Origin of the sequence: Halorubrum sp. PV6 (assembly GCF_003990725.2) — an archaeon.
Lineage (GTDB): Archaea > Halobacteriota > Halobacteria > Halobacteriales > Haloferacaceae > Halorubrum.
On record NZ_CP030064.1, the window covers coordinates 2,006,138 to 2,024,867 of the forward strand.

The 18,730-nt window shown below is 65.0% G+C and carries 17 protein-coding genes; 4 read left to right on the forward strand and 13 right to left on the reverse strand.

The window, feature by feature from the left end:
• Positions 1-87 precede the first annotated feature (87 nt).
• A complete protein-coding gene (locus DOS48_RS23955; RefSeq protein ID WP_127118120.1) occupies positions 88-1,764 on the forward strand; it encodes an aldehyde ferredoxin oxidoreductase family protein in 1,677 nt (558 codons plus the stop codon).
• A gap of 162 nt (positions 1,765-1,926) precedes the next feature.
• Here the strand turns inward: DOS48_RS23955 and DOS48_RS23960 are convergent, their stop codons facing one another.
• The 4 genes from DOS48_RS23960 to DOS48_RS23975 all read right to left on the reverse strand — a co-directional run bounded on the left by DOS48_RS23960 (position 1,927) and on the right by DOS48_RS23975 (position 6,789).
• Positions 1,927-2,829: an ABC transporter permease gene (locus DOS48_RS23960; RefSeq protein ID WP_127118889.1), complete on the reverse strand. Its 903-nt coding sequence runs from the start codon at positions 2,827-2,829 to the stop codon at positions 1,927-1,929.
• 92 nt (positions 2,830-2,921) lie between these two features.
• Positions 2,922-4,496, reverse strand: a complete 1,575-nt coding sequence (locus DOS48_RS23965; protein ID WP_226929134.1) for a sugar ABC transporter ATP-binding protein — start codon at positions 4,494-4,496, stop codon at positions 2,922-2,924.
• A gap of 18 nt (positions 4,497-4,514) precedes the next feature.
• Positions 4,515-5,852 (reverse strand): sugar ABC transporter substrate-binding protein, encoded by a 1,338-nt coding sequence (locus tag DOS48_RS23970; RefSeq protein ID WP_168654258.1) that lies wholly within the window; start codon positions 5,850-5,852, stop codon positions 4,515-4,517.
• A gap of 160 nt (positions 5,853-6,012) precedes the next feature.
• Positions 6,013-6,789, reverse strand: coding sequence for an SDR family NAD(P)-dependent oxidoreductase (locus DOS48_RS23975; protein WP_193309029.1), 777 nt, complete (start codon positions 6,787-6,789; stop codon positions 6,013-6,015).
• Between the two features lie 197 nt (positions 6,790-6,986).
• Between DOS48_RS23975 and DOS48_RS23980 the strand changes: the two genes are divergently transcribed.
• From DOS48_RS23980 to DOS48_RS23990, 3 genes are all read left to right on the forward strand, one after another.
• Positions 6,987-7,841, forward strand: coding sequence for a 3-keto-5-aminohexanoate cleavage protein (locus DOS48_RS23980; protein ID WP_127118122.1), 855 nt, complete (start codon positions 6,987-6,989; stop codon positions 7,839-7,841).
• A gap of 361 nt (positions 7,842-8,202) precedes the next feature.
• Positions 8,203-8,970 (forward strand): IclR family transcriptional regulator, encoded by a 768-nt coding sequence (locus DOS48_RS23985; RefSeq protein WP_127118123.1) that lies wholly within the window; start codon positions 8,203-8,205, stop codon positions 8,968-8,970.
• Between the two features lie 685 nt (positions 8,971-9,655).
• Positions 9,656-10,441, forward strand: coding sequence for a sulfite exporter TauE/SafE family protein (locus DOS48_RS23990; RefSeq protein WP_127118124.1), 786 nt, complete (start codon positions 9,656-9,658; stop codon positions 10,439-10,441).
• Between the two features lie 104 nt (positions 10,442-10,545).
• Here the strand turns inward: DOS48_RS23990 and DOS48_RS23995 are convergent, their stop codons facing one another.
• From DOS48_RS23995 to DOS48_RS24035, 9 genes are all read right to left on the reverse strand, one after another.
• Positions 10,546-11,010, reverse strand: a complete 465-nt coding sequence (locus DOS48_RS23995; protein ID WP_127118125.1) for a hypothetical protein — start codon at positions 11,008-11,010, stop codon at positions 10,546-10,548.
• Between the two features lie 121 nt (positions 11,011-11,131).
• Positions 11,132-11,803 (reverse strand): ribonuclease H-like domain-containing protein, encoded by a 672-nt coding sequence (locus tag DOS48_RS24000; RefSeq protein ID WP_127118126.1) that lies wholly within the window; start codon positions 11,801-11,803, stop codon positions 11,132-11,134.
• Positions 11,804-11,889: 86 nt separating this feature from the next.
• The gene (locus DOS48_RS24005) at positions 11,890-12,756 is read right to left on the reverse strand and encodes an SDR family NAD(P)-dependent oxidoreductase (protein ID WP_127118127.1); all 867 of its coding nucleotides are present in this window, start codon (positions 12,754-12,756) and stop codon (positions 11,890-11,892) included.
• Positions 12,757-12,831: 75 nt separating this feature from the next.
• On the reverse strand, positions 12,832-13,983 hold the full coding sequence (gene dgoD, locus DOS48_RS24010; RefSeq protein WP_127118128.1) for a galactonate dehydratase: 1,152 nt from the start codon (positions 13,981-13,983) through the stop codon (positions 12,832-12,834).
• An 80-nt stretch (positions 13,984-14,063) separates the two neighbouring features.
• Positions 14,064-14,645: a TetR/AcrR family transcriptional regulator gene (locus DOS48_RS24015; RefSeq protein WP_127118129.1), complete on the reverse strand. Its 582-nt coding sequence runs from the start codon at positions 14,643-14,645 to the stop codon at positions 14,064-14,066.
• Positions 14,646-14,682: 37 nt separating this feature from the next.
• Positions 14,683-15,234 carry a DUF4188 domain-containing protein gene (locus tag DOS48_RS24020; protein ID WP_210755379.1) on the reverse strand — a complete coding sequence of 184 codons (552 nt, stop codon included), beginning with the start codon at positions 15,232-15,234 and terminating at the stop codon, positions 14,683-14,685.
• Positions 15,231-15,542: a hypothetical protein gene (locus DOS48_RS24025; protein ID WP_127118130.1), complete on the reverse strand. Its 312-nt coding sequence runs from the start codon at positions 15,540-15,542 to the stop codon at positions 15,231-15,233. The genes DOS48_RS24020 and DOS48_RS24025 overlap by 4 nt, the downstream gene beginning before the upstream one ends.
• A gap of 311 nt (positions 15,543-15,853) precedes the next feature.
• The gene (locus DOS48_RS24030; protein ID WP_127118131.1) at positions 15,854-17,548 is read right to left on the reverse strand and encodes a ribonucleoside-diphosphate reductase subunit alpha; all 1,695 of its coding nucleotides are present in this window, start codon (positions 17,546-17,548) and stop codon (positions 15,854-15,856) included.
• A 2-nt stretch (positions 17,549-17,550) separates the two neighbouring features.
• Positions 17,551-18,561 (reverse strand): ribonucleotide-diphosphate reductase subunit beta, encoded by a 1,011-nt coding sequence (locus DOS48_RS24035; protein ID WP_127118132.1) that lies wholly within the window; start codon positions 18,559-18,561, stop codon positions 17,551-17,553.
• Between the last annotated feature and the right edge of the window lie 169 nt (positions 18,562-18,730).

The window sequence follows — 18,730 nt, forward strand, 5'->3', positions numbered from 1 at the left end:
GTTGGGTGAGCAGCGCCGGAGTTGGGTGAGCAGCGCCGGAGTTGGGTGAGCAACACTTATTATTTCGTGCCCGCGACATCCGTGTACATGCTTCACGCGCAGGGACCTCTCTTGACGGTCGACGTCGGCGACCGCTCGACAGAAACGACCGACATCGACGACATCACCGAGGCGTTCATCGGCGGGCGCGGCGTCGCGACGCGACTCGCCCACGACCGACTCCCCTTCGACGCCGACCCGCTGGGGCCGGAGAACCGGCTCTACTTCGCGACGGGGCCGATGCAGTCGTCGACGATGTCGTTTACCGGCCGGATGAACTGCACGGGAATCTCGCCGCTCACGGACGGCCTGCTCTCGTCGAACGCCGGCGGGTTCATGTCGCGCAACTTCGCGGCGACGGGCTACAGCGCCGTCGAACTCGTGGGGGCGAGCGACGAACTCGTCGTCGTTCACGTCACCGACGCCGGCGTCGAGTTCGAGCCCGTCCCGGACCTCGCGGGCGCGACGGTGCCGGAGACGGTCGCGTACATCGAGGCCGAACACGGCATGGAGAGCGAACACGTCGCCTGTATCGGCCCCGGCGGCGAGAATCAGGTCCGCTTCGCCTCGATCCTGACCTCGGAGTCGAGGGCGTTCGGCCGCGGGGGGTTAGGCGCGGTCCTCGGCGCGAAGGGGGTCAAGGCGATCACCTTCGACGGCGATTCGAGCCCGGAGATCGAGATTCCCCCGATCCAGATGGACGTGCACCGCGACGCCGCCACCGCCGACCACATCATGAAACGGCAGGGGACGACCTCGGTGACCGAGTTGGCGAACGAGGTGTCGGCGCTCCCGACCCGGTACTTCTCCGAGTTGGAGTTCGAGGGCGTCGAGGGGATAAACGGGGACCGCGTCGAGGAGAAGAAGTTCAAGAAGGCGACCTGCTCGTCGTGTGCGTTCGCCTGCAAACTCCCGACCAAAGACGAGGAGCGAGGCGTCGAGACCGAGGGGCCGGAGTTCGAGACGGTGATGTCGTTCGGGTCGAACGCGGGCGTCGACGACATCGTCGACGTGATGCAGTCGAACGAGCTGTGTGACACGTACGGGCTCGACAGCATCACCTGCGGGAACGTCGTCTCGGCGTACTTAGCGAGCGAAGACGAGTTCGGGAACACGGACCTCATCTTCGAGACGGTCGAGAAGATCGCGCACCGAGAGGGCGTCGGCGACCTGCTCGCGGAGGGGATCGACCGCTTCCACGAGGAGCTGGGCGTCGAGAACTGGACCGTCAAGGGGCTCGACTTCGCCGCCCACGACGGCCGCACGCTGAACGGCCAGGGGCTGTCGTACGCGACGGCGACGCGGGGAGCAGACCACATGTTCACCACGATGTACGCGTGGGAGTACCCCCTCGTCGACGGCGAGGACGCGTACGACCCCACGGGGCTGGAAGGGAAACCGGAGATGGTCATCAAACAGGAGAACGCCCGCGCGCTGGAGGACTGCGGGATCATCTGTCGCTTCTCGCGGAGCTTCATGACCCCCGAACGGCTCGAAGGGCTGTTCTCCGCCGACTACGAGGCGCTCCTGGAGGTGGGGTCGACGGTCGTCGACCTCGAACGCCACTTCAACAACCAGCGGGGCGTCGACCGAGACGACGACACGCTCCCCTACTCGCTGCCGAACTTCGAGGCGGCGCTCGACGAGTACTACGACCGCCGGGGGTGGACCGACGAGGGCACCGTTCCGAGCGGGCACGTCGACACCGCCGTCAGCGCCGACTGACGGACGAACGGCGGCTTTTTTCAGAGCGTACCACACCGTCGCCTAGCACTCGCCCCGTCGAACGACGAGACGAGACGAACGTCGGTCCGATGACGTGGCTGATGCGACGAGTCGTGACGAACGTCCGTGCCGCGAGTGAAAAGAGAGCCGGGGCGAGTCGCCTTACTTCACCACGTCGATCTTCTCGCGGTCGATCGACAGGGCCACCGCGCCGACAACGACGAGTCCCAGGATGATCTCTTGGACGAACGAGTCGATGCCGAGCAGGTTCATCCCGTTGTTCAGCACCGCGATGACGAGCACGCCCAAGATGGTTCGGTGCGGGCCGCCGACGCCGCCGGTCAGCGCCGTCCCGCCCATGACGATGGCGGCGATGCTGGGGAGCATGAGCCCGCTCCCGATGTTCGGCGACGCCGAGGAGATCCGCAGCGTCAACAGCACGCCGGCGGTCCCGCAGAGCAGCCCCGACAGCACGAACGGGTAGATCTTGTAGCGGTCGACCTTCGCGCCGGCGAGTTCGACGACGCGCTCGTTCTCGCCCAGCGCGAAGCAGTACCGCCCGAACTTCGTCCGGAACGCGAGGACGATGGTGCCGAGGTAGATGAGCAGCCCCCAGAGCACGAGGTTGGGAATCCCGAAGACTTCGCCGTTCGAGATGGTCCGGATGGCGGGATTCCGGAACGTGATGGTCGACCCGCCGGTGATGATCTTCCCGACCCCGGCCATCACCGAGAGCGTCCCGAGCGTGACGAGGAACGAGGGCACCTTGAGTTTCGTGAAGATGATGCCGTTGAACAGCCCGGCGAGCATCCCGACACCGATGGCGAGCGGGATGGCCAAGAGGCCTAAGCCGAACTCCGAGATCAGGACGACGGTCACGACGCCCGTCAAGAGTACCATCGACTCGACGGAGAGGTCGATGCTCTGCTGGAGGATGGGGAAGGTCCCCGCGAGCGCGACCAACAGGAGCGTGACGGCGTTTTTCGCGACGTTGTCGAGCAGGTTCGCCTCCGTCAGGAAGCGGTCCGTGGTGAACGAGAACGTGAGTATCAGCCCGAACAGCATGACGAACGGGCCCAAGTCCTGTATCCAGTCGTGGAGCGTGCGCTGCTCTCGTTGCTCGGTGATCCACTCGCTGACGCTGCTTGTACTCATTGTCAGATCATCTCCTGTATTAGGTCTTCTTCGGTCGGCTTGTTCCCCGGCGAGGCGTCTATTGGCTCGCCGACGAACTCCCCGTTCGCCATCACGGCGATGCGGTTGGACATACCGATGACCTCGGGCAGCTCGTCGCCGATGAAGACGATCGAGACGCCTTGGTCGGTGAGCTCACGGCAGAGACGGTACACCTCCTCTTTGGCACCGACGTCGATGCCTCGGGTCACGTTGTCCATCACGAGTATCGGCGTCTCCTGGGCCAGCCAGCGGGCGATGACGACCTTCTGTTGGTTCCCGCCGCTGAGGCCGTGGACCAGCGCGTCGGGCCCCGGCGTCTTGATAGACAACTCCTCGATGGCGTCGTCGGTCGCCTCTCGCTCGGCGTCCAGATCGAGCAACGGCACGTTGCCGTTCATGTCTCGCACCATCGCGAGCGACGTGTTGACTAGCACCGACTGGTAGAGCAACAGCCCCTCGGACTTCCGGTCTTTCGGAATGTAGCCGACGCCCGCGTCGACCATGTCCGACACCGTCGGGCTCTGCAGGGTGGTACCGTCGATCGAGACCGACCCCTGCGTGATGCCGAGATCGCCCGCGAGCAGGCGACCCAACTGCTGTTTGCCGGACCCCTCGACGCCGACGATCCCGAATATCTCGCCCTCGCGGACGGAAAACGAGACCGGCCCGACCGTGTCACCGTGGACCGCACCGTCGACGGCCAAGGCCGTCTCGCCGAGGTCGGTGTCGCGCTGCTGGTCCGGGACCCGGTAGTACTCGTCGGCGGTCTCTCGGCCGACCATCGCCTTCTGTAGCGAGTCGGTGGTGGCGTCGACCGTGTCCATGTCCGCCACGCGCTCGCCGTCCTTGAGGACGTAGATCCGGTCGGATATCTGCAGCACCTCGTCGAGTTCGTGGGAGACGAAGACGAACGTCGCCCGGTCCCGCAGGTCGTTCACGAGGTCGAAGAGGATCTGGCGGCCGCTCTCTTCGAGGGCGGCCGTCGGCTCGTCGAGGAGGATGACGGGATTCTCGGACTTCTGTGAGACGTGAAACGCCTTCGCGATCTCGAGCATCTGGCGCTCGTTGAACGTGTAGTCGCGGACGCGCTCGTTCACGTCGATGTTGATACCCAAGTCGTCGACGAACGCCTGCGCCTCCTCGCGCATCTGCTCTTTTTCGAGCACCCCGAACCGCTCGATCTCCCGCCCGAGATAGAGGTTCTCGTACCCCCGCATGGTCGTGATGATGTCCTGTTCCTGGTGGACGAGCGAGACGCCGTAGTCCGCCGCTTCACGCGGGTTCGTGAAGTTGACCGCCTCGCCGTCGACGAACAGCTGTCCCTCGTCGGCCTGCAACACGCCGGTCAGGATGTTCAACAGGGTGCTCTTGCCCGCACCGTTCTCCCCGACCAGACCGATGACCTCGCCGTGGTCGACGGCCAGCGACACGTCGTCGAGGGCCTGCACGTGGCGGAACGACTTCGAGATACCCTCGACGCGGAAGCTGCGGGTGCCCTCGCTGGTTGGGTCGCCCCGACCCGCTTCCGTCGCGTTGGTGTGTGTCTGTGATGCCATATGGGGGTGTACTAGCGATTATTGGAGCGGGTTCGTTTGGAACTGGTCTTGGTACAGCTGGGCGATCTCCTCTTGTGCGCCGTCGTCGGTGTAGACGTCCGGCAGGCTGTAGCCGTCCGGCCTGTCCGCTTCCTTCCAGTCGAGGACCTCCTCCATGTCGGCGAGATCCATCGGCTGCATGTCGATCTGGGGGTCCCAGGCGTCCTCCCCGGCCTCGACGACGGACATCTTCGTCCAGTCGTACGGGGTCTTACCCGCGAAGATGGCGTCGTTGTAGTCGGCGGCGTCGACGACCGGCAGCAGGTCGATGACGTCGGTCCACTCGTCCGGGTTCTTCACACAGACGGGCGCGTTGAACGACATCATCCGCTCTGCGTCGGTGAGCGTGTGCCCGTTGATGAAGTCGTGACACTTCGCGACCGACCAGCCGGCCTGCCACGGGCCCATCCCGGAGACCGTCCCGGTCATCCGGTCGTCGGCGATGGCCGCGAGTCCGGGCTCGCTGGCGTCGATGCCGACGACGGGTACGTCGATGTCGTTCTCCTCCAAGATGGTGAGTCCGCCCAGCGCGACGGCGTCGTTCTGGCCGAAGAAGCCGTCGATATCGTCACCGAACTGCGACACCTTGTCGTTCATCACGCTCCGTGCGTCCGACCGGATGAAGTTCCCCGGCTGGCGTGGTCCCGCCATCTCGATGTCCGGATACTCTTGGAGCGCCAGGTCGACGCCTTTGTTCCGGCCGATGTTCGGGGCCGTGCCGCGGTTCCCCTCGATGTGGACGAAGGTCCCGCTGCCGCCCATCGCCTCGAACAGCATCTTCGCGCCCGAGTAGGCGTGGTTGACGAAGTGCGGCGTGAAGAACGTCACGTACTCCTCGCCGGCGTCCTGCGGGACGAACCAGTCGGCGATGGTGACCGCGAGGACACCGGGGATCCCGCCCTCGACCAGCGTCTCTGCCAGCGTGATCGCGGCAGCGTTGGTGTAGGTCTGCCCGGCGATGAAGTCCGCGTTGTTCGAGACCGCCGTATCGAACTGCTGTTGCTGCGTCTGGACCTCGCCGTTGTTCGTCTGGACGTTCGTCTCGTAGCCGAAGGCCTCACACGCCTCGAGGTAGCCCTTCTCCCAGCTGAGCCAGTAGGAGTTCTGTCGGTTGGCGATAGAGCCCATCGATGTCATCGAGCCGCCGGACCCGCCTGATCCGCCCGAGCCGTCCGACGACGACCCGCCCGAACCGTCCGAGCCGTCGCCCGAGTTTCCTGTACAGCCCGCCAGCCCGCCCAACGCGAGCGCGGACCCACCGACGGTGGTTTTCTTCATAAACCGGCGCCTTGTCTGGTTGGTGCTATCTTGTGCCATGTTTGCGTCAATATGGAGTGGACAGTGCTATTGTATATAGTTTATGATCGATCATACGATACGCTTCGAGAGTCGTCGCTCTCGTCGGACGGGCTCTGGCCTCGGACGCTCGCGCGTCAGGTCGCGTCGGTCGGTCACCGTGTGTCGGAGCGGGGAACGGTCAGTACATCACCTTGCCCGCGGAGACGTTGAGGTCCTGGCCGGTCATCCGGTCTGCGTCGGACGAACAGAGGAACGCGACCGTGTTCGCCACGTCCTCCCTGTTGACCAGTTCGTGCCGGGGGCTCTGGTTTTCGGCGTCCGACCGGACCGCCTCGTAGGACCGGCCGGTCGCCTCCGCTTTCTCCTCGAAGACGCGCTGGATGCGGGGGCCGTCGACCGACCCCGGACAGATGGCGTTGACGTTGATGTCGTGGTCGCCGACCTCGGCCGCGAGCGTTCGCGTGAATCCGATGAGTCCCATCTTCGCGGCCGCGTACGGGGTCCGCTGCGTGAGCGGTCGCTTCCCCGTCACCGAGGCGATGTTGACGATGCGGCCGTACGACTGCGCTTTCATTGAGGGGAGCAGCGTCCGGCAGGTGTAGAACGCGCCGCGGAGGTTCACGTCGAGCGTGGCGTCCCACTCGTCCGAGTCGATGGCCTCGCAGGGCGCAGTCGGCCCCGCGATGCCGGCGTTGTTGACGAGCCAGTCCACGCTGTCGAACTCCTCCAGTGCGGTCTCGACCGTCGATTCGACGGAGTCGAGATCGGTCACGTCCGTCTCGAACGCGCGAGCGTGCCCGTTCTCGGCTTCGACGAGGTCGACGGTCTCCTGCATCTCGTCGGCGTTGAGGTCGGCGATGACGACGTCGGCACCGCGTCGCGCCAGTTCGACGCAGATGGCCTGCCCGATACCGCGACCGCCGCCGGTAACCAGGGCTGTGCTATCTTGCTGCATACGCTCACATTCCGAACAGTATTAATAAACATTAGGGTTTCTCGCCGGACCGAGCGGTATCGCGCACCCCGCGGGCCTCCCCGCGACTCCCCGCGTTCGGCCGCAGAGGGCGTTCAGAACCCCGACCCGACCACCTCGCCCGCGACCGAACTCCCGCCCCCGGAAGAATTAACACGATGAGATGGGTCGGTTGGAGTATGCCATACAGTGGCTACGAAGATTACTTCGACCGAAAGCTCATCATCTCCGTCGCGACGACCGGCGGACACCAGGGGAAGGAGGCGAACCCGAACCTCCCGACACAGCCAGCCGAAGTGGCACGAGACGTCGCCGCCTGTGAGGAGGCGGGGGCGTCTATCGTCCACCTCCACGCCCGTGACGAGAACGGTGACAAGACGAAGTCGGTGGCGCGGTATCAGGAGCTCAGAGACGAGATCGACGACCGGTGTGACGACATCATCGTCAACTTCACCACGGGCGGCGGCGGCATCTACCCGCGCGAAGAGCGCATCGCGCCGGTCCTGGAGACGGACCCGCGACCGGAGATGGCGACCGTCGACCTCGGCCCGATCAACTTCGGCCAGACGCGGACCGCCGAGAACACGCGCGAACAGAGCGAGGAGTACGCGGAACGAATGTTAGACGCCGGCGTGAAACCCGAACTCGAACTGTTCAATCCGGGCCACATCCCGGAGGCGGAACACCTCATCGAGGAGGGGCTCCTCGCGGAGCCCTACTGGGCGACGATTATCTTCGGGATGCAGAACGGCATGCCGCCCGGTCCCGAGAACCTGAAGGCCTTCGTCGACAACCTGCCCGAGCCCGTCGAGTGGCAGTGTCTCGCGGTGGGCAAACACCAGCTCCCGATGACGACGGCGGCCATCACGATGGGGGGCCACGTCCGCGTCGGGATGGAGGACAACGTCTACTACCGGAAGGGCGAGCTCGCAGAGAGCAACGCACAGCTGGTCCGCCGGACCGCGCGCATCGCCGACGAACTCGAACGGCCCATCGCGTCGCCCGCGGAGACGCGCGAGATGCTCGGGATCTGAATCGCGGAGCGGTCGCGACGCCCATATTCAACATGAATATTCCATACATATTCGGGACGCACGAACCGTAGCGGAAGTGCGATCTCGTGTCGAGGACAGCGGTGATTCTGTGTCATTCACGCACTAATCGGGCGAGCCATAGCCAGATCGCACGGGTATCGACGCGGTCGCGTGGGTTTCGGCAGCCGTCCGGGGCGGACTGTGCGCGCGTCTCGACAAATTCGGTTGTGCAAAGACGAATTTTATATACGTACTGGCGTGTGGAACGCTACCACGGAGTTCGATTCATCCTCGGCACACTGAGAAAATCAACAAATTCGGCCAACCCGAACTTTATATACTCCGCTGAGAACGAGTAGGTATGAACGCGAACGACGGCGGTCGGCAGGTGCAGGCCACGCTGACCTCACTCGAGATCGTGGAGACGCTCCGCGAGTTGGACGGGGCTCGGGTGACGGAGCTCGCAGACGCGCTCGATCTCTCGCCGAGCACCGTTCACACGCACCTCGCAACCCTCGTCAGCGCCGACTACGTGGTCAAATCCGGGGATATCTACCACCTGAGCCTCCAGTTCCTGGGACTGGCCGACTACGTTCGCAACAGGCGAAACGCCTACCGGATCGCCGACTCGTACACCGAGCAACTCGCACAGGAGACGGAGTGCCGCGCCGTCTTCGTCGTCGAGGAGAACGGCCGAGGCGTCTACATGCACACCTACTCCGGGAAACACGCCGTCTGGACGTACTCTACCGTCGGCAAGCGGTTCCACCTTCACCAGACCGCGGCCGGGAAGGCGATCCTCTCGCGGCTCCCCCGCGAGCGCGTCAACGAGATCGTCGACGAGTGGGGGCTCCCGGCGAGCACCGAGAACACCATCACCGACCGCGAGGCGTTGCTGTCGGAGTTAGACGCCGTCGCGGAGCGGGGCGTCGCGTTCAACGACGAAGAGCAGCTGGAAGGCGTACGGGCGGCCGGCGTCCCCGTCAACGGGCCTGACGGGCGCGTCGCTGGAGCGTTCAGCGTCGCCAGTCCCGCGAACCGAATGACCGAAGACCGGTTCGAGACGGAGATTCCGAAGATCCTCCTCGGCGTCGCGAACGAGTTTGAACTCGAAAACTCGATGTCTTGAGGTCGTCGGCACATCCATTACACTCGTACGACTGTAACGCCCGTGTTCGAATCGTCTCCCCGTCGCAACTGGGACACGAGAGTCGGAGCGCAGCGAGTGACTGCGAACTGGACGGCCGCACGCTCGACGGCAGGTTCGAGCGATGAACCGAGCGCCAACCGGGAGCGGCGTGATGTTGGAAATACCGTCAAAACAATCGGATTCTAGTAGTGTATATATTTCTGGTAGGTAGAAGCGACACGACCGAGCACAGCCATCGAATCGGGTCGAGCCCTCGGTCGGCGACCAGCGGTCAGGGTGTCGTCGAAAGCAACCCGCCAAAGAACAGAAATTTGAGCCGAGTGAACTGGCAGTTATCGCCTTTATTTTAATCAAAATAGTTAATTGCACGATGTCAGTTGGGATACCTTCGGAGCGAATCTTACATTCGATCGTCGCTTTTCACGCGATCTCTGTGAGAGCGTGATACAGATATATCTATTTTCAAATAGTCATTTGAAGTAGTCAGAAAAATATAATACAACAGCGACGACGAAACCCCGACCGATCGGACCCCGTCTCGTACCGAACCACCGTCGCGTCTGCGCGCTGCGTCCGCGAAGTTCTCTGCGGAATCTCCACACTAACCGTGGCAACAGATAGCACGCGCAAGACGATTTATCAGGCAGCGACGCTTCGAAGGCCCATGGCGCTCGCGCTCTCGGTCGAACTGATCGCGACGATCGGTCTCGTCGTCGGGGTCGCGGGCGCGATAAACGGGGTCGCCGGGTTCGGCTTCGCGGTCGTCGGCACGATGGTCCTCGCGACGACGCTCGACCCGGCGACCGCCGTGGCGTTCATGATCATCCCGATGTTCGCGGTGAACGCGTCGCTCGTCGGCGACCTGTCTCGCGAGGAGTTGCGGGCCTGCGGGCGGCGGTTCGGGCCGCTCCTGGGCTCCGCGCTGGTCGGGACGGTGCTCGGCATGGCGCTCCTCGACCGACTCCCGGAGGCCCCGGTGCGAGTCCTCCTCGGTCTCGTCTCGCTCGGCTTCGTCGCGACCGCCCAGCGCGTCGTGCCGCTCCCCGCTGCGCCGACCCTGCCCGGCGGGTCGCGCGCCGAGACGCCCCTCGGGATGGTCGCCGTCGGCGCCGTCTCCGGCGTCCTGTTCGGCGCGACCAACGTCGGCGTCCAACTGGTGGCGTATCTCCGGAGCTTCGACCTCTCGCACGGGCTGTTCGTGGGCGTCGTGGCGCTGGTCTTCGTCGGCATAAACGGCCTCCGCGTCGCCGCCGCCGGACTGTTGGGATTCTATCCCACAGCGGGGTTCGCGTTCGCGTCCGTCGTCGCCGCCGTGCCCGCGGTCGCCGGCGTCCTCGTCGGCAAGCGGCTCCGCGACCGCGTGAGCGACCGCCTCCGCCGGGGGACGGTCCTCGGCCTGTTGACGCTCATCGGCGTACGGCTGGTGCTCGGCGGCGCAGGGGTGGCGTAACGGCGAGGGAGTGGCGTAACGGCGAGAGAGTGGCGTAGCGGCGCGGGGGTGTCCGTTCGATCGGCCGGGAACCAAGACGCGAAAAACGAAATCGACGGCAGCGATTACAGCAGGAGGCCTTTAAACAGGTTCACGACCGCCCACTTGACGCCCTCGATGAACTGGCCGTCCTCGCCGCTGATCACGATGTCGTCGTTCACGACGGCGGTACGGAAGGCCGCGGCGGGGTTATCGGCCGCGGCGATCCCTTCGAGCGTCGCCTGGTCGGTCGTGATCTTTCGGACCGCGTCCTCGCTGCGACTGTCGTCGAGGTCGGTGATGCGATTCTGTTCGTCCATCGTGACCGAGTAGACGCGCGCTTCGTCGCCGTCCTCGACGTAGATGTTCGTCGTGCCGGCGAGGTTGACGGGGCCGAGGTCGATGGAGTCCGCGTTCTCGTTGTACGTCGGGACCATGTCTTCGACCATCGTGTACAGGTCGTCTTCGCCGTCCGACTGCGCGACCGCACCACCGGCGAGCGCGCTCACGAGCAGGACTGCGACCATCAGGAGTACGGGGGTGCGTGTCATTGTTCTCGGTTTATATATCGCATCGCGAGTATAAAATGATATTGTATGACGCTTGCAAACTCGAATCACGGCGTCTGTGGCGTCTACTCCGGTTCGCTACCGCAGCCGTCAGTCGCCCGTGTTACGCCTCGTAGACGCCCTCGTGGCCGAGATACGCGGGCGCAAACGACACGCCGCGGTCGGCGTAGTAGATCGCGAAGTTGGCTTCGAGGTCCGTGATGAGATAGTGTGCGAGTACGTCGCGAAGGGCGGCGAGTCGGTCGGCGTCGCCCTCGCGCGTCGCCGCGAGGAGCGCGGGGCCGAGCTCCTCGCCGAACCGCTCGTTCGTCACCGGCTCCCCGTTCCATATCGTCGACGGGACGGGGTAGTCGTAGGAGTCGAGACACGCTTCGAGCGACGGGCTGTCGTACCGGGACTCGATGACCGCGACGCGGTCGGCGAACAGGTCGACGTGTGACCCCGCCGTGTGGAGTGCGGGCGGTTCCATGGCGACGCCGAGACGCTCGGCGCGCTCCGCGAGGAACTCCACGTCGAAGCCGATTCCGTTGTAACTAACGAGCACGTCGGCGTCGGCGGCGTCGACCCGCTCGATCCCGCGCCGGATCAGTTCGCCTTCCAACTCGACGTCGTCGCGGGCGAGCACGTCGTACGTGGCCGCGACGCCGGGCGCGCCGGGAGCGTGCTCGCCCACGCCGATCGCCACCGTCTCTCCCTGTGCGGGCTTATAATGGGTCGTCTCGATGTCGAACGTCACGAGCCGCTCGTGGTCGTCGGCGGGCGCGTCGTACTGCATACGGTCCGGAAGGTCGCCCGTCCCCGAAAGGGTGTTCGGTACGGGCGGCGCTCGATCGGTTCCGGGACTCCGCCGGTTCGCCGCGGCTATTCCGAGCGCTCCCGCGCCCGGTAGTCCGGGAGCGTGTCGTCTTGCATCACCGCGCCGCGGCCGCCGTCGACGAGCAGCGCGCTCCCCGTGACGAAGGCGGCGTCCTCGCTCGCGAGGAAGGACACCGCACCGGCCACGTCGGCCACCGTGCCGATCCGGCCGGTGGGGTGGATCGATTCGACCGCTTCGAGTCGGCCCTCGGGCAGTTCGTCGCGCGTCCGCTCGACTTCCACCCAGCCGGGGACGACCGTGTTCACCCGGACCTGTGGGCCGAAGTCCACCGCGAGCGAGCGCGTCATGCCGTTTATGCCCGCCTTCACGGCGTTGTACGGGAAGTGCGCGGGCATCGTGGCGTACGCGTGATTCGAGGAGACGTTGACGATGGCGCCGCGGTCCATGTGTTCGAGCGCGGCCTGCGCCGCGAGCCAGTACGCTCGAAAGTCTGTCTCCAAGACGAACGACCAGTCGTCGAGCGTCGCCTCCGCGGCGGTCGTCTCCGTCTGCACGCCCGCGTTGTTGACCAAGACGTCGACCGAGCCGTAGCGCTCGGCGGCGGCCTCCACCAGCGCGGCCACGTCGTCCGGGTCGCGCATGTCGGCGCGCACGAACGTCGCGTCGCCCGTCGGCGGGGCGTCGTCCGCGCGTTCCTCGTCGGTCACCCGGTTCGCTTCCGAGATGCGGTCGGCGACGGCCTCCCCGGCCGACTCGGTCCGGCCGCTGACGACGACGTTCGCCCCCTCGGCGGCGAAGCGTTCTGCGACTCCGGCGCCGATCCCCCGCGTCGAGCCGGTGACGATCACGGTCTGGTCGGCGAAGCGGCCGGGGACGGCGTGTTCGGTCGGCGACTCGTGTCGGCGGGTCATCGCGCCCACCGGGACCGGGCGTCGGCGCGGCTCGTCGCGCGCGTCCGTCTTGGTTCGCTTGCTTTGACATGACTATCACCACTCCGCGACGGAGCCGTCGTCGTGGCGCCACACGGGGTTGTGCCAGTCGACGTCCTCCTCGGTCTGCTCGCGGACGTGTTCCTCGTCGATTTCGATCCCCAGTCCGTCGCCCTCGGGGATGTCGACGAAGCCGTCGCGGTACTCGAAGACGGCGGGGTCTTCGAGGTAGTCTAACACGTCGCTCGTCTCGTTGTAGTGGATGTCGAGCGACTGCTCTTGGATCAGCGCGTTCGGCGTGCAGGCGTCGACCTGAATACAGGACGCGAGTGCGATCGGCCCCAGCGGGCAGTGCGGGGCGACCGACACGTCGTACGCCTCGGCCATCGACGCGATCTTCTTCAGTTCGGTGATCCCGCCGGCGTGTGACACGTCCGGCTGGATCAGGTCGACGGCGTCCGCCTCCAGCACCTCCTTGAAATCCCACCGCGAGTACATGCGCTCGCCGGTGGCGATGGGGATGGTCGTCGACTGCCGGATCGCCGGGAGCGCGTCGTTGTGCTCGGGCAACACCGGCTCCTCGATGAACATCGGGTCGTACGGCTCCAGCGCGGCGGCGAGCCGGCGCACCATCGGCTTCGACACGCGGCCGTGGAAGTCGACGCCGATGTCGACCTCGTCGCCGACCGCCTCGCGGACCGCCGCGATCCGGTCGACCGCGTCGGCGACGGTGGCGGGGGTATCGATCGGCCGCAGCTCGGCGGTGGCGTTCATTTTTAAGGCCGAAAAGCCCGCGTCGACCTTCTCTCGGGCGGCGTCGCCCACGTCCGCCGGGCGGTCGCCGCCGATCCACTGATACACGCGGACCCGGTCGCGAGCGCGACCGCCGAGCAGTTCGTGGACCGGCGCGCCGAACTGCTTGCCCTTGATGTCCCAGAGCGCCTGGTCGATGCCGGCGATGGCGCTCATCAGCACGGGGCCGCCGCGGTAGAAGCCGCCGCGGTACATCGCCTGCCAGTGGTCTTCGATCCGCGCCGGGTCCTCGCCGAGCAGGTAGTTGTCGAGCAGTTCCTCGACGGCCGCGACGACCGTGTGCGAGCGCCCCTCGACTATCGGTTCTCCCCAGCCGACGGTGCCGTCGCTCGTCGTGAGCTTCAAGAACAGCCAGCGGGGCGGTACTTCGAACAGTTCGTAATCGGTGATATGCATGATACGTTACGTCCGCGTGGTTCCGACGACGGACGGGTCCACGATGTCCGTTTTGGTATCGAATGCGTCGTCGGGGCCGGCTACTCGACCAGCAGCGAATCGACGTACGTCGTCCACGCGGTCTCGATATCCTCGCCCACGTCCATCTCCAGCGCGACGTGGAACCCGGTCGAGCCGTCGCCCGCGGCCAAGAGGAACGCGGCCGTCGCTTCCGGGTCGACCGGGCGGAAGACGTTCTGCTCGATGCCGTCGCGGAGGATCGCCGTCAGCGTCTCCAGCTTCGCGGCCTCCAACTCGCGGAGCGGCCCCCGGAGCGTCTCGTTGTGCGGCGCGTGGCTGAGCAGTTCCATGACCCCGACGTGGACGCCGGCCGCCTCGTCGTCCGGCGCGAGGAAGAGGTGTTCGCAGGCGGCCCGGAGGCGGCGCTCCGGGTCGTCGGTGTCGAGGGTCGCGAGCGCGTCGCCCAGCTGTCCGGTGCTGAACTCCAGGAACGCCGCGATCATCTCGTCTTTCGTGTCGAAGTAGTAGTAGAGCCCCGCCTCGCTTTGGGCGTACTCCGCGGCTATCTTCGCGGTCGTCAGGCGCTCGTAGCCGTGTTTGGCCAGCGCGTTGCGGACCGCGAGCGCGATGTCGGCCTTCGTCTTCTGGGCGATGCTGCTCATACGCCCTCGTGAGCGGTCGCTCGCTTCAGGGTTACGCTCACGCGTCTCTCGGCAGGGGGTCGTCCTCGCCGTCGAGCCGTCCGGCGGCCGAGCGCTCCCGCCCCGAAGCGGCCACGAGGTCGGTGCCGGCGGCGACGCCGAGTCCGCGCGGCGGGCCGTTGTTGTACACCGTCTCGTACGAGTCGGCGTCGACGCGGTAGGTCTCGTGCCAGATGCCGACGGCGCCCGTCTCGGACTGCCGCGCGTAGTCGTCCCACGCGCCGAGGTGCAGGTGGTCGCTGTCGCGGGCGTACGCCCGGAGCGACTCGAAATCCTCCCAGTACTGGACGAACCCGATCCCGCGGGGCGGCGAGAGGAACGTCCAACTGCCGAGCAGTCCGGCGTCGTCGTCCGCGCGCAGTTCCCGGACCATCCGCGGGGCGACGAGGAACACCGGTAGCCAGCGGTGAACCTTCCAAAAGGCGTTGATTCGCATCCCGATGAGGAAGACGACGAACGACTCGTCGCGGTCGGCGTGAACGCGCCCGGTGTGTCGGTCTCGGCCGAGACGCGACCGCACGCGGTCGAGCAGGCGCCCGAGGCGGCTCACAGCGCCTCCTCCGCGTCCAGCGTGCGTTCGAGTTCGCTCTCAAGTTCCCGCTCGTCGATGTCGCCCTCGACGTACCGGCGTCTGACCGCCTCGATGTCGGTCGGATCGGCGTCCTCGGTCTCACGGCGGCGCCGCCGGTCCGCGTAGCCGATCGCCAGCGGGAGCGCGGCGCCGTAGCCGAGCGGCCAGACCAGCCAGGCCAGCGGTACGTCGGCGGCAGTCAGCGTCAGTCCGAGCGCGAGAACGCCCATCGAGACCGCCGCCGCGACCGAGGCGTTCGGTGGGGTATCGGTGACGTGTCGGTGCATGGTCGCCGCTACCACGTCCAGCCACTTAAACTGAGTGAGTACTTACTCAGTTTGGGAGCGGTCGCGAGGCGACGCCGGCGCGCCGCGCCGATGGCGCGCGTCTTCGAACAGGGGAGAAAACCAGCACGGCGGGCGCGAGCGACAGGTCGATAGAAGTTGAGACTACGGTAGACCGCCCGGTGAGCGGCCATGGGTGTCACACCCGGCTGATGCGACCCACGTCGAAGCCGTCAGCGGCCGAGGCGCGCATACGCCGAGGAGGAGGTGGCGTCGGTTACACCGACCGCCCTACCGCACCGACCGGTGGGAGATCACCCCTCACAGGCCTTACAGTCGAGAATGTCTCGGCTGAACTTCTGTGCAGCGTTCACGCTGTTCTGGTAGTAGAGGCTCTTCACTCCCTTCTCCCAAGCCGCGATGTAGAGCTGATTGATCGCTTTGACGCTCACTTCGCTCGGATCGATCGAGACGTTCAGACTCTGTGCCTGATCGATGTGTTTCTGTCTCTGCGCTGCTTGGTTGATGATCGCCATCTGGGGGATTTCAGCGAACGTTTTGAACACGTCTTTTTCCTCGTCCGTCAGGCAATCGAGGTGCTGCACGCTCCCGTCTTTCTGTGCGATACTGTCCCAAACCTCTCGATCGTCTTTTCCTCGCTGCTTCAGTATCGCCTCGAGGAACCGGTTTTTCTGCGTGGACTTCAGCTTCGCGCCGTCGCGGACGAAGTAGTTCGACTTCAGCGGTTCGATGCTCGGACTGACCTGCCCCAGGATGACGCTGCTGGATTTCGTCGGGGCCACGCTCATCGTGGTCGTGTTCCGGCGACCGTACCCTTCGAGCACCTCCGGCTCGCCGAACTCGTCGGCAAGCCGGCGGCTCTCCGCGTAACTCCGCTCCCTGATGGTGCGGAATATCTCCTCGTTCTTCTCCATCGCCTCCATGCTGTCGAACGGGATCAGCTCACTCTGCAGGTAGCTGTGCCAGCCGAGGACGCCGATCCCGATCGCTCTGTGCCGTTTCGCGAACCGGACCGGACGCTCCATGAACTGCGTCCCCTCCGCCTCCTGGATGAACTCCTCGATGACCGCATCGAGGAACCGCGTCAGGGTCTCCACCGCGTCGGTGTCTTTCCACTCGTCGTAGTGGAGCGCGTTCATCGACGAGAGACAGCAGACGAAGCTCTCGTCCGGCGTGGCTGGCAGGGCGATCTCGGTACACAGGTTGGAGGCGTTGATCTCGTACCCCTTGTCTTTGTACACCTGCGGCTTCCCTTCGTTCATGTTGTCCCGGAAGATGATGTACGGGACGCCGATGTTGATCCGCGTCTCGATGATCTCCGCCCACGTCTCTCGCTTCTCCTCGTCGCCGTCGACCATCGCTTGGAACCAGTCGTCGCCGATGATGACGCCGTAGTAGATGTCCTGGACGGGGTCGCCCTCGGTCTTGATGTTGAGCCACTCCTCCAGGTCGTCGTGTTCGACGTCGATGTACCCCGCGAACTGACCCCGCCGCGTCTCACCCTGGCTGACGACGTTGATGATCGTGTCGAACAGCTCGGTGAAGCTGTAGCTCCCGTTGCTCTTGCCGTTGTTCGTGATCGGGCTGCCTCGGGGCCGGATCTCGCCGAAGTACCCGCTGGTGCCGCCGCCCAGCTTGGTCATCTCGCCCACCTCGGCCTGCGTGTAGAGGATGCTCTCCATGCTGTCGTCCATGTAACTCCCGAAGCAGCTGATAGGGAGGCCCCGGTCCAGGCCGAAGTTCGACCACACCGGACTCGCGAGGCTGTAGAACCCCCGGCTCATGTAGTCGTAGAACCTGTCGGCGAAGCCGTCGTCGTCCAGGATCGCTTCGGCCCGCTCTGCGATCTCCCTGACGCGTTCCTCGGCCGTGACGCCATCGAGCAGGTACCCCTCGTCGAGGAAGGCCCTGCTGTCCTCGTTCAGCCAGTAGAACGGTTCCTCGTGCTGCCGGTTCACCTCGTCGAGCTCCGGTTCTGTCTGTGCCATCGTTAGAACATGTCCTCGGCGGTAACGCTCTGCGCGTGCTTGTTGTACGTGGTCGACCGTTTGCTGAAGAAGTCGTTGTCCTTCGTCATCAGAATGTCCTCATCGAACCATCGCGTCTCTTCGAGCAGGGCCTCGTCCGGTTCGAATATCGGCTCGACGCCGACGTTCTCGAGACTCTGGTTGAACCGGTCCCGCAGGAACGCGTCGACGTGCTCCCGAGGGAGGAACTCCAGTTCGCCCTCACCGAATATCCAATCGAGTATCTCCGTCTCGGCCTCGAACGCCCGTCGACAGGCCTCCTGGACCGCTTCGTCGAACCCTTCACCGAAGAGGTCCGGATTCTCCTCGCGAATCGTCTCCACGAGTTCGACACCGAACAGCCCGTGGATCTGCTCTTCTTTGCTGGTCGCTTCGACCGCGTTCGCGATCCCCTTGAACTTCTTCTCGTGTTTGTCGAAGCTCATCATGATGAGGAACTGCGAGAACAGCGAGACGTGCTCGACGAACGTGGAGAACAGCAGGATGCTCATCACGTACTCCTGTTTGTCGTCGCTCTCGCGCTTTTCTAAGTACTCGTCGAGGTACTCGATTCGCGCCTCGATCGCCGGCACATCGGTCACCTCCTCGAAGTCCTCCGTGATCCCCAAGATGTCGAGGAGGTGGCTGTACGCGTCCATGTGTCTGACCTCGCTCTCCGCGAAGGTCATGCCGACGCTCCCGACTTCCGCCTTCGGCATCTCGGCGTAGATGTCCGCCCAGAACGTCTTGACTTGGACCTCGATCTGTGCGATAGCCAACATCGTCCGTTTGATGACGGTCTTCTCGGCGGGAGTCGTGTTGATCTTGAAATCTTGAACGTCTCCGGAGAAGTTGAACTCCGTGTGAACCCAGTAACTGTTCCGTATCGCGTCCTTGTAGTCGAGGAAATCGGCGTACTCGTACGGTTTTAACTGCGTTCGATCCGCGAAGATGTCGGTCCCCGTCTCTCTGCCTGTGGTTTCGGTGTCAGTCATCGGCACGTACTCCGGAAGGGTCGTCCGCTGTTGGTTGGTTGCTGTTTCCGTCGTTCATTGGTTCAGTGCGTTCGAATCCACCCGTGTCGGGAACTGTGCGTCTGTTCGTGGTGTATGGACTCCCGGCCGCGGGTCGGCCGATCACCCACCTGATCTGCGTGTGTTCGTG